At 58.7% G+C, this 11,464-nt stretch carries 8 protein-coding genes; all 8 read right to left on the bottom strand.

Annotated elements, in window-relative coordinates; translation table 11 throughout:
- Positions 1–12: 12 nt before the first annotated feature.
- Positions 13–1,122, bottom strand: a complete 1,110-nt coding sequence (locus tag Q7J44_RS22485; protein ID WP_304883314.1) for a hypothetical protein — start codon at positions 1,120–1,122, stop codon at positions 13–15.
- A 115-nt stretch (positions 1,123–1,237) separates the two neighbouring features.
- Positions 1,238–2,398 (bottom strand): patatin-like phospholipase family protein, encoded by a 1,161-nt coding sequence (locus Q7J44_RS22480; protein ID WP_304883313.1) that lies wholly within the window; start codon positions 2,396–2,398, stop codon positions 1,238–1,240.
- On the bottom strand, positions 2,395–4,668 hold the full coding sequence (locus Q7J44_RS22475; RefSeq protein WP_304883312.1) for a ThiF family adenylyltransferase: 2,274 nt from the start codon (positions 4,666–4,668) through the stop codon (positions 2,395–2,397). Before Q7J44_RS22475 ends, Q7J44_RS22480 begins: the two co-directional genes overlap by 4 nt.
- A gap of 2 nt (positions 4,669–4,670) precedes the next feature.
- On the bottom strand, positions 4,671–5,804 hold the full coding sequence (locus Q7J44_RS22470; RefSeq protein WP_304883311.1) for a hypothetical protein: 1,134 nt from the start codon (positions 5,802–5,804) through the stop codon (positions 4,671–4,673).
- Between the two features lie 70 nt (positions 5,805–5,874).
- A complete protein-coding gene (locus Q7J44_RS22465) occupies positions 5,875–9,279 on the bottom strand; it encodes an ATP-dependent helicase (RefSeq protein WP_304883310.1) in 3,405 nt (1,134 codons plus the stop codon).
- A gap of 3 nt (positions 9,280–9,282) precedes the next feature.
- On the bottom strand, positions 9,283–9,873 hold the full coding sequence (locus Q7J44_RS22460) for a hypothetical protein (RefSeq protein ID WP_304883309.1): 591 nt from the start codon (positions 9,871–9,873) through the stop codon (positions 9,283–9,285).
- Positions 9,866–10,663, bottom strand: a complete 798-nt coding sequence (locus Q7J44_RS22455; RefSeq protein WP_304883308.1) for a DNA-binding response regulator — start codon at positions 10,661–10,663, stop codon at positions 9,866–9,868. Before Q7J44_RS22455 ends, Q7J44_RS22460 begins: the two co-directional genes overlap by 8 nt.
- A gap of 92 nt (positions 10,664–10,755) precedes the next feature.
- A partial coding sequence (locus tag Q7J44_RS22450) for a type IV secretion system protein (RefSeq protein WP_304883307.1) occupies positions 10,756–11,464 on the bottom strand: 709 nt, incomplete at its 5' end.

The raw sequence follows: 11,464 nt of genomic DNA, 5'->3' as shown, positions 1-11,464 counted from the left end.
CGTGATCTGGGTCTACGGCCCTGGCGACGACAGCGTCATCGCCTTCACTCCGTTCGGGATTGAAAACCTGCAAGAGCTCATCGAAATGGACCGCGACCGCGCGCGTTGACCTCGCTGTGGCCTACGCCGGATGCTTACGGTATCCGCACGGAACGGGATACTCACAAAAATCGCACCGTCAACTTGTGGGGTAACGTCGATGCCACGATCAGCGAGCATATCAAGCCAGATGTCGGCGATCGCTTCGAACTCTTTCAGGCTTTCCCACTTGCCGTAGCGTTCCCAGAGTACCCTATGGGAATGTTGGAGACGCACGAAGAATGGGGCAAACCAATGTTCCTTGAGGGCGACGGATATCTCTGGTGAGTCTGTTTCGGTATCCTGCTCTAGACCATCGGCAGTGCCCAGCACGTACGAAGCGTATTTTATTAGGCTTCCAATATTGCGCTGAGCTTCGATCAGAAGCGCGTCGTAATCTGCGTCATGGCGACACTTCAGAATGGCTTCCCGCACATTATGTCCGGCCTCTGCAAGAATCTTCAGAAAAACGCCTTGATAGTTTTCTGACGGAGCTGCTCCGAAGCCGGCTGAAATTCGGCAGGCGGCATATTCGTCCCACGATGCCTCTATAACTTCTAAGCGAAGCCCCTCAAACCAGGTCTTGGGCCGGTAGCGGAGGATCTTATTCGGAAACTGACGATCCTTGACGGTATTGATTTCGACATGCGCACACTCATGCGCAATGATGTGAACGGCCTCCTGGCACGCTCTACTCTGGGGTTCGTCGAGAAGTCCTTCCAAGAACGCCGCATTAAACAGGATATGCGATTTCAGAACACCGTCTCGCAGGACGGCTGGCGTCATGGCGACACCGACACCCCAGTCTTTGCTGGCCGTCAGTACAGAACTGGTTTGCACACCACGGTCCAGCTCTTCTAAGGCTTGGGCGTAGTCGTAGGCCAAAGTCACGCCGTCTAGCCTTTCGAGATCCATGTGTTGACCGAAGATTTGGATAAGCCCCAAGACATTAGAACCGATCACACGAGCGTCCTCTTCTCGCGCGTAATTTCTGGCTGACGCCGAGAGGCTCGATGGCGTGGTTGTTTGAGGCTGTTCGGACATACTGCTTTCCTGCCGTTGCTCAAAAAGTTGGTGTCACCTTTTCCTCGATCCGCAAATTTCTCGGAGCTGCCCTGCGGCGACGCAACACCAGAACCGGAGGACGTGATCGAATATCTTACGATAAGAAGTCGAAACTGGCCGCCGGCTGGTTCTGCGCGAGGCCGCGAGCGCGCAAAGAAGCATCGGCGCCTGAGTAACCGGCCCTGAGAAGCAGGCGCCGTTCGTCAGGGGAGAAAGGGTTCAGGCGGGTCCGCAGGGCAGCGGCGGCCGCAGCCTCTTCAGTGCTGAGCGGCAGAGCGTCCGGTACTGCATAGTGGGCCGATGCCGCATCGATACTCCAGTACGCCACCTGGCGTTGCCCCCCATTGGCCATGCCGAACAGGATTCGTCTTCGGGAGTGCTCGGCCTGCTGCTGAATCAGACTGAGGGTACGGAACATCTGGCCGATCCAACGCCCGGTGGGGCGGCCGACTTCCGGGATCGTGCGGCCAGCATTGCTGACGAGGATGGTCCGGCACCGCTTCCAGACTCGTTCAAGGCCGAGATTGTCATAGATGCCGCCGTCGGCAAGAACAGCGTTCATGGTGAACGGCTCCCGGTGAAGGTCGGCTCCGGCCGTGGGCTGGACGGACTCGCCCGACAGGTCGATGTGCACCGGCGATAGGATCGGCGGGAAGGCCGATGAGGCCGCGACAACGCGCGCCAGCGGAATCACCGGCCTGCTGATCATTCCCACGCGGTAATCGGCGGCATAGCTCCTTCCGAAGCGCCAGCCGCTGCCGGTTTGCAGATTCGTAGCCATAAAGGTGAAGCGCGGGCAATCGGTGATGTCCTGCAGGCACGCCCCATGGAAGAGATGCCGGTCATAGGCGCGCACAAGGCTGTCGGCGGCGGTGCAGCCCGGCAGGAGGCCGTAGAGCGCGGCCTTGATGTCGATGCCCTTGCCCGAAAAACGCAGCAAGGGCAAAACGAAGACTTCATCGAAATTGACCGCGCGGTTGTTCTCGTCAAAGTGCAGGTCTGGCCAGCGCAGCGCCAGTAGGCCGGCGGTGATAGAGCCGCCGGAGACGCTGGCAACCTCGCCCAGGCGCGGTAGGAAACCGAGCTCGTTGAGGCGAATGAGTGCGCCCGTGTGATAGATCATCGCGCGGTAGCCACCGCCCGAGAGGCAAAGACCAATTGTGTCATCGAGCTTGCGGGCCTGCAGGAAATCGACTTCGGCGGAATGGGCCGCGAACAGGCTCTGAATGTCCTGCGCTACTGTGAGATCGTTCATACGGCATTTCCATCGGTCGTCAGACGACCTCTGCCCGCAAGCATCACGCTGAGCTGACCGTAGTCACCGGCAATCGCGATCAAGGCGGGAACGCCCTCGCTCTCCAGTTCTTCCGTCAGCCAGCACAATTGTCGGATATCAGTCAAGCTGGGGCGGATCGATGAGCCCCGTGGATGGGAATGCCATTCGCCCACATAGCGGACCTGATGCAGGGAGCGCTCCGTTGCTTCCTTAACGGCGGCGGCAAGGCCGGACACGCCGCGCTCAAAGGCGGTGACGCTACTAGAGCTGTCCCGCGGCGCCGGTAGAGCCGTGACGATGTGAACGGAGCGACGGCTTGTGTCGGTGATACCAAGCAGCACGCCGCCGGTTTCGTGCGGCAGGCGTTCTGTGCGCAGTGCCGCAATCTGCCCGGAAAGGCCCTCGTCATAGGTTACAGTCCAACTGCCGAGCGCGATTTTCTGGACCGGCAGTGCCGACGCTTCCGCCAGGCTGACGCTGTGATCGTCGGCGAGGGTCCAGACGCGTATAACTGCGTCGTCGCCGGAGAGTGCATCCACAATGGCTTGAGACGCAATAGCGCTCATTTGCGCCGCCCTGCTGGCGGGAATGCGGTTGGTTGCGGCGCGGCAGGAGCCGCTGTAGCGCACACCGCTTTCCGCTTGCAGGTGATGCGCCAGCGCGGGGTTAATCTGGATCAGCGAGTGGTATTGCGCTTCGAGATCATGCAAGGTGTGCGCGCAATCGCGCCCTTCCGCCAGAAGGATCACCGCTGTCCCAGCGGGGTTGAAGAAAACCGACAGGCGGCGCGCCCCAGGGCGCGGCAAATCCGCAAGGCAACGTGAAACGGCGACGGAAGCAGAGGCGTCAATAATTACATCCGCCTTGGTTATCGCTTCGTCCAGCTTCGCTGCGAGTTCAATTGGCGGATGGAGAAAGTCTGCTTCCAAAAGGGTGACGGGGTCGCCAAGCAGGGCATGGATGCGATGCGCCAACCCGACGACCTTGGGGCGACCAACATCTATGGGATACAGGGCGTGACGGGCAAGGTTGTGCGGCATCAGGTGATCCTCGTCGACTATCGTCCACTGGAACCGGCCCTCACGTGCCAGGTTGATGGCTAGCTGCGACCCCAGCGACCCTGCGCCGATTAGTACGCAGCGGCGGGTGTCGGGCTGGGTCTGCCCGCTGATCGTCGCGCCTGCCGCCCGATCGAAATCCAGATGGACGTCGGCCGGCTCGATAGAGAGGGTGGGCACGATCGCGCCCGTGTCCATACCGACCATCCGAACATAGCCGCTGCCAGAGCCCACGTTGCTCTCGTTTCGGGCAAGGGCACCGAGGGCGATACCGAGATCTCCGGCGGTATCGTGAGTGATGAATGCGCGCAGGTCATCGGCTTGCCTGCCATCATGACCAGCGACCGGAAAAGCGATAACAAGCGCAATACGTGCCTGAAGACGCCGGACGGCAGTGGAATCCACGCCAGCCCATTCTATCACGCGCTTACGAAGTTCTGCGGCGAGATCAATGCCGCACGCATGCAACTGCTGAGCGAGCACATCGAGTGTCTGCGGCGCGTGTTTCAGTCGCCGCATGCCTTGGGGGGCTGCGCGCATAGGGATAACCACGAACATCGGATCATTCTTGTTGCTGCCGTGCTTTACGATTTCGGTGATAATGATCGTCGCATGCTCGCTACGCATATGTCCGACCAATTCGGCGGGCTCATTGGTCTGCATCAGAGCAGCCGTCGGGAGAATGATCTTTGCGGGGTTGTGGAAGAAGAGGGGCTCCAAAGGTTGCGCTGTGTCGTGAAGTTCGCCGCGGGCAGCTTTCGCGAGCCAAAGCTGAACGCGACGCATAAATTCAGCGGGTGTGAAAGTGAGCTGCGCTTCCGCCCAAGGCCGGTCGTCGACACACAGGGCGCGCGGCATCTCGTCCGGCGTCCAGTTCTGGTGCATGGTTTCGGGGAAGTCAGGGCGTAGTGCCAGAACCGCCGGCTGCATTCCATTCGTCCCGAAGATCAGGGCCACCGATTCCATGCTGCGGACAGGAACAGCTAGGTCCTGTGGCCGCTCCACCTCAATTTCGAAGTGAAGAGCGGACACTGCACCATCATCGGTTTGCCGTGTTCCAACTAGAGTGACGGCCGGCGCACTGCCAGAAAGGACGTACTCAATGACTGCCTGTGCAGCATCGAGCGTCACCGCATCCGGTGCCACTGGCTTCCCGAACGCCGACCACCAAGGATGGAGAACCGCTGTCATTCTTAGCCTGCCCGCGCTGGCGTGGCGATGATGCTGGCCGCGCCGGCCACAGCCGAGACGGTCAGGAGTTGCGCGCCGCGGCTCGTCACCTCAATGCTCAGTGGCCTCGGCCTGGCCGTCGAGGGCGATTCCATCGTAACCTTGAACGAGCCGTCTGCGCGACGCGCGACTGCCTTGTAGTAGTTGCCGGCCTGCCGATGAGGGGGCTGAACATCGGCGTCTTCGGAAGTCCCCTTGAGGGGCATCGGCTTGCTGGTCGACACCATGATATGGCGATCACGCCCCTGCTTCTCGCAAAGCCACTCGACATGTTCTGTGGGCTGGGTTTCGTCCTCGCCCTTGGTCCAGCCGATCGCCGTGTAGGAGCAGTGGTGGGGAACCTTGAAAATGTCCCACAGCAGGCGGTCTTCATGCCCGTGACGCTTTGTGGTCAAGACAATCTGATCGATAGAGTCGGCGTGGATGTCAGACATAAACAGCGCATAGGTCTCTCGACCGCCCTCAAGGAAAGTGACCTGGAAGACGATGCTATCCTGGTTACGGTCAACAATCCCATTCTCATTCTGACGCCAGCCGAAGGGGCTATGAATGAAGAATTCGGCTTGCTCCGACCCGTATTTGGAAAAGCCGGGAACGTATTGGCCGGCATCGGTAATCAGGTGCGTGCGGGACTCAAGGGAAAGCCCCTGCTTCGCCAGCCAGTCGGCCAGCTTTTTCGGGCGGGAAAAGACGCGGATGCCGTAACCCTGCCGCAGCCGATGCCGTGCTTCCTGGCGGACAATTCGGGCGCTGTCGTCACAGCCGTCTTCAAGGATAGCGGCAGCCGGCACCCACAGTTCCTTGATCTTGATGCGGCCCTCGCCTTGGTATTTCGCGGCATGGTCGAGCCAGAAAAAATCTCCTGTCCCGCAGCAGTGATCGTCGTCCAGATGCGTAAAGCAGACGACGTCATAGTTGTCCCGGTCAGCGGCCCGGAGGTCGGCCTTCAGTTCGGTAGGAAGGTCAATCCGTTTGTCGTGGAGGTCGTTTTCGTTCCGCATGTCGGCATAGTCGACCAGCATTTTCTTGCCGTCGGCGAAATCGATCCTGGTGCAGTCGGCATTCCCGAGGGGATGGAAGGTCAGCTTTGCGGTCATATTCATCTCCTGTGGCTTTCAGCGCTCACAGGGTCAATCTCACCAGCATCGTCCAACCGGTAATGTTTTGTTAAAGATTTTTTTGAAGGCTGCCGTCGGGCACTGGACCGCAAGTAAAGAAGGCGGGGCAGAAGGGACATGTGCGGTCGGATCGCACTGGTGTGAAGTTTCCGCCCTCAATAGCTGCCAAGACTTCGGCAAGCTTTTCCATCCTCTTGCCGAGAGCCCTGTGATCGAACTCGACCTTTGTAGTGTGATCGTCGTCGCCGAGGTGGACGGTCTCGACTGTGCTGCCGGGAAGTGAGTTGACGGCCGCCATCTGGAAAGCTGCGTCGGCGAGGGCTTGTCCGGTCTTGGAGGACTGGTGACCCGTCCGAACCATTCGCACGATATGCTGCCCTCTTGGTGTCATAATGACATCGTCTGCATTAGCCGTGACTGTGGTCGTTCCGATGCCTATTCGGAGAGACGGCGATATCGAGCGGCTTGTGCCTGCTCGCATCGCTACGAACCGCTGAACAAGCAAGGCCGCAAGTTCGCGGTGCAGTCGATACTCATCCCCAGCGAGTGGCCCTTCAGTCCATCTCTGCGCCAGCAGCTCTTCCACATCACCAAGTGACATATCGGAGGGATCAGTGGCAGCGATCTCCGTCACTATGGTGCGCACGAGATCGTGCATTGTCGTCATAGTTGTTGCCGTGCGTCGACCTCCGACGCCAAGGACATGAGTGTAAAGGAAACGCCGTGGACAACGATCATACAGATCCAATTGCGCCGTCGTGATCTTGATTGCAGGCCCAAGGGCGATCGGGAGCGGCCCTTCCTCTGGGTCCGGTTCCCGGTCCATGCGCGGCGCCGCCGCGCGGGCAGCCGTCACGCCTAGCCGGGCGATGAAATCCGAGGGATTGCGCCGATTGCCATTCGCCATTCGGGTCGCTGAGTAAAGTTGTAGGCGGTCTCGGGCACGAGAGGCGGCGACATACAAAAGGCATTCTTGCTCGAGAGCGTGATCCGCAGCAGCCAGAGCAATCGTTCCGCCTTCTCCGCCAGCGATCATGCCATCGGGAACTGGACAGGCCGGCTTACGTGCAGTGCTGGGCATGCTCCCTTTATTCAGACCCATGATGTGCACCACGGGGAACTCAAGTCCCTTACTGCCGTGAATGGTCATCAGCCGGACTGCGTTGATGCCCTGAGCTGCCAGCGGAATCTGCCGAAGGTCCCGTTCATCGGCGAGTTGGATAAGCCGCCTGATCGCGTCGAGCGTGCGCTGGATCGGCAGACCTGGCCCTGAACGTTGAGCGCGCAGGAAGCCCATCAGCTGCCAGATCGCCACGCCCATGGCACGACTCGAGATATCCTCCGTCGATGCAATCAGCGCCGCCGTTCGTGTTCGATCCAGCATGACGTGCGCCAGAACGGACCAAGGATGCGCATTGGTATCAAATCCGTCCAGCATGCTAACCAACCGGCATATGGCGTCAGTGTCAGCGGCGTCCAGAGTTGGCCGCGAGGGCGATGCACCAGCCCAGGCTAGCGGTCCAGCTTCCGTTTGTCGAAGGTGCCCGACCACCGATGCCGCACCCGCCAGACTTAGCCCGGTCGACAATCCCTGGAGCGAGGCCTTACGCACCAATCCCATGGCCCGCCTGTCGACGAGCAACGAAAGAACGGATAAAAGATCCTTGACCTCGGGTCGTTCGAAGAGATTGCCGAGGTACAGGACCGGAATCCCTCGTCGCTCCAGTTCGCGACCCATGCGGTTGAGCCTGTCATTGCCAGGGCAGAGCACAGCTTGGTCGCGGAAGTCGAAGTTATGAAGATGGCGCAGAATTTCGTCTGCGAGTGCGTTCGCCTCGTCGTCGTTGTCACCAAAGGTGACGTGCTCCGGTGGGACACCGCTGGGCTGTCGATATGCTTTTAGGGACGCATCGCCGGTACCAGCCTGCATGCCCGCACCGAAATTCGAAAACGCTCCAACGATCTCGGGTGTTGAGCGATAGTTGAGGCGTAGTCGATCTCCGGTGCCACTAGGAAAGTCCTCTGTCTTGAATCGCGACATGTTGAATGAGGACGCACCGCGGAACCTGTAGATGGCCTGCCGCGCGTCACCAACGGCCCAAAGGTTCTTTCCACCATCCGTTAGTCGCTGGAGCAGCCTCACGCTACTGCGGTTTACGTCTTGGTACTCATCAACGAGGACATGGCTATAGGTAGCCCGTAGAATTGATACGGCCTCAGAATCTGAATCGAGGAGCTTTACGGGGAGAGACACTAGATCTCCGAAGTCCACCGCGCATGCCGCGAGCTTCAACTCCTCGTACTTCTTAAAGACAAGAGCGACTTCAGCGCATCGCTCAGCGGCAAGGCGGGCCTCGGGGTCGGCGGCCCTGTCCAGCATCTCTTGCGCCAGCGCGGCGTAGCGGTCAGCGTCCGCAACTTCGTCCTTCGCCCGGGATATCGCGGTGAGCATTTCCTTGAGGGGGCGGTCGGGATTCATGAACTCCCGATGATGGGTGAGGTTGAGAGCAAGGTATTCGCGCTCCATGATCTCGATCGCCTCGCTGCGATCCATCATGCGGGGTTCTCTAGGGAAACCCAGCTGCTTGTGGTATCTGCGCACCAAATCAAGACCGAAGGCGTGGAATGTCCCAACCCACATCGCTGACGCAGCCTTTGGCCTTAGTCCAGCGATGCGTTCAGATAGTTCTCCTGCAGCTTTATTGGAGAAGGTCAGCACAAGAATTGATCGGGGATCGACTCCTTCATCGACGAGGCCAGAAACCCGCCCGACGAGAGTCTGTGTCTTTCCCGTTCCCGGTCCGGCCTCCAAAAGATACGGAGACCCACGATGCATTGCGGCTTTGCACTGATCGGCGTTCAGCGCTTTTGGAGGTCTTACCTCGGTGTCCTCTGCTTCCGGTTCGACCGCTGGAAGCAGCAGCGCGTCAAGAAGCTGCAACGCGACAACGTCAAAGGGTGCACCCAACTTCGTCGCAATTTCTGACGCCGTCATGCCCTCAAGGTGTAGTGCGCGAGCCCATTTGCGCGGCAATAAGAATTCGCGACCGAAGAGGTCCATCTGGACCTCCCGGCGCTGCCGTCGACTGTAGTCAACAACCCGGTCCTCACCAACTGGCGATGCTTCTGGCGATCGAGTGGGATCAACGTCGAGGGCGACATGCTGAACCCGGTCGTCGCCGAGCGTGGCGTGACCGAGTTCGTGGCCTACGAGGAAGGCCTTGAAAAAAATCGTTCCCGAGTCCTCGTGTCTGATGGCACGATTTATGGGATCGAACTGTGCCCGACCGCCTTCCAGAATCGCGCTGCCTGGCTCGACGATCTCTATGTCTAATTCCAGACTGGACGCCGCGGCTTTAACTAGCGCCTCGGGATCCCAAGGGTCAGCGCCCTTTGAGACCACTTCATCGTGAAGTGCTGCTGCACGCTGCCGGGCTAGTTCTACGGCGTCCATGAGTCAATCCCGCGAGGCCAGAAGTTGACGTCGTCGCTCATCCGGAACCTTGCACTGCATAAGGAGATCTTCAAACGTAATCTTTTCTGTCTCAGCAGACGGATTATTGTCAGCTTTGTAGCTGATGCTAGGTGCACGTCGAGGCGGTGCTGCCATGAAGCGACGTAGGTCGTCCGCAGTGGATCGGAGGCCGATCGCAAGAGCGTCAACAAATGATGCAGGTACGCTAGCAACGTCCACAAGCCGAGAGCTAAATCCCTGAATTACACCGCTCGGTACATCAAGTTCACGACGTAGCGCTACCAGTTCCTGCGAAGACAGGTTGGTGAACGGATCTTTCACTTCAGCCGAAGTGTGAACGGGTAATATCGCGTGAAATTCTAAAAGCGATGCTTCAACCCAATCCTCATCGGTTGGCGCTGTCACTTTTTCTGTTGCTCGCTGCAGCCTAAGATCAAGGGAAAGTTCTATAAGCTGATCAGCAAGATGAGGATACTGTCGGAGGAATCGTTCAAGGGTTGCATTGTCTTGCAAATGCTCGACTGAAAACGCGAGAAGGATTTCTTCGACGATGTCGTCATGGCTGTCAGTCATGTCCGTCTCCATTTGACAGAGCCTTGCGTATCATTTGATATGCTTCGTCGCGCCGGTTCCGAACTGTTTTCTCAGATTTAACGCCGATCACCTTTCGAATGGTCATAACGCTATCATCAGACGAATCGATCGGTATTTCTCTCATTATCAACTCGATGACTCTTCGGTTCTTGTCTGGTAAGGCGATAATCGCGGCAGCGATGCGCGACCGGTAAAACGGGTCGTCGGAAAGCAGCTCTTCCCTAAGATCAAGACTGCCGACAGCGCGCTCTACTGCCAGAGAAGGCTCATTCGAGTTCTCTTCGTCTTCGATTGGAAGGGTGCGCCAGGCGTGCTTCTTCGCCCTATGCATAGAAGTCCTGCGGAGAGCTGCGATGGCGCTGGCAAACATTATTTCGAAATAGTCGAGGGCCGACCCAGCATCACTTCGGTCTTCCATGAGCTTGGCGACAAAAAGGTCTCTCACTCGCTCTCGCCCGCCTGCGGCATGAACATTTTCCGATCGGTCTGCTTGTTCACCCGATATGAACGGTAACGCTGAGGCAAGCCGACGCATTAGCTCACGGTAGAGTTCGTTGAAATAGCCAACGTCGTTGTCGTTACGCATGTTTCGTATAAGATACACGATGCACTCAGACTTAATGTAAAGTGGTGACGTTGTGTCACGAACCTTCAGGGCTGCAATGATATCCTTGCGTGGCCGTGTAATCAGTATCGCAAGTGCTTTTTCAACCTCAGGACGACGCGTGTAGGGCGTGCCATCAGATCGACACTTGGTAAGTGGTTTCACTACAGCATTATTCAAAGGTATCCTCTTGATCTATCCGCGCCTCGAGGAATGGTAGCACTTAATTGAATTGCCTTCATAGAGGGTGCAGCCCATCAGCTTCCCAACCGCTTCGCCCTCTCAGCCATCCTGACGACCTGCGCGCTCGCGGTCGCCGCTGCGCTTCGCACTGCAGCAGGCGCTTGCACCGCCCCCCGACCGATCGCCTCACCTGTCGTCAGCGCCCCGATCCGCGCCCTGCCCTGGACACCTGAGGTGTTTACTAAGCCCCGGAGCACCCCAGCAGACCCACTGACGATTGCAGGTGCAGCTGCCACCATCAGGTTTCCCGAGATCCCACGCACGATCAGGGGCGTTGCCGCAACAAAGCCCTTCGCGAGGAACACCATCACGAAGAACGGCACCAGCGAGCCGATGTTGGTGGCCGAGTTCGGATCGCCCAGTTGCGCCAGCAGCGAATTCGCCATGCCGACGACGGTCGAGAACATGGCGGCGATGACGATGGGGTAGAAGGCGTAGCTGATCGTCGTCGAGACCCATCTGTGGAAGAAATCCTTGGTCGCATCGAAGAGCGACAGCGCAATCATGATGGGCGCGAGGCCGAGCATGAGTGTCAGCATCATCTTGGCAAAGATCAGGACGATGCCAGTCATGAAGCCGAGTAGGCTCAACATGACAAGGCCGATCCCGCCCAGGATCGCGCCGGTCATCCAGTTCAGGTTGTTGCCGATCGCGTTCAGGTATTGGCTGAACTCGGTGATCAGCCGGTCGAATTCGCCCGCGAAGTAGGTGGCCCCTGCCCCG

The organism is Pseudotabrizicola sp., assembly GCF_030656345.1.
Classification (GTDB): domain Bacteria; phylum Pseudomonadota; class Alphaproteobacteria; order Rhodobacterales; family Rhodobacteraceae; genus Pseudotabrizicola.
Note: the sequence above shows the minus strand (reverse complement) of the source record. Positions and strands in the feature narration are given on the sequence as shown.

Coding starts and splice junctions, on each gene's coding strand:
- Q7J44_RS22485 (WP_304883314.1), bottom strand. CDS start 1,122: ATGTCCGAACAGCCTCAAACAACCACGCCATCGAGCCTCTCGGCGTCA.
- Q7J44_RS22480 (WP_304883313.1), bottom strand. CDS start 2,398: ATGAACGATCTCACAGTAGCGCAGGACATTCAGAGCCTGTTCGCGGCC.
- Q7J44_RS22475 (WP_304883312.1), bottom strand. CDS start 4,668: ATGACAGCGGTTCTCCATCCTTGGTGGTCGGCGTTCGGGAAGCCAGTG.
- Q7J44_RS22470 (WP_304883311.1), bottom strand. CDS start 5,804: ATGACCGCAAAGCTGACCTTCCATCCCCTCGGGAATGCCGACTGCACC.
- Q7J44_RS22465 (WP_304883310.1), bottom strand. CDS start 9,279: ATGGACGCCGTAGAACTAGCCCGGCAGCGTGCAGCAGCACTTCACGAT.
- Q7J44_RS22460 (WP_304883309.1), bottom strand. CDS start 9,873: ATGACTGACAGCCATGACGACATCGTCGAAGAAATCCTTCTCGCGTTT.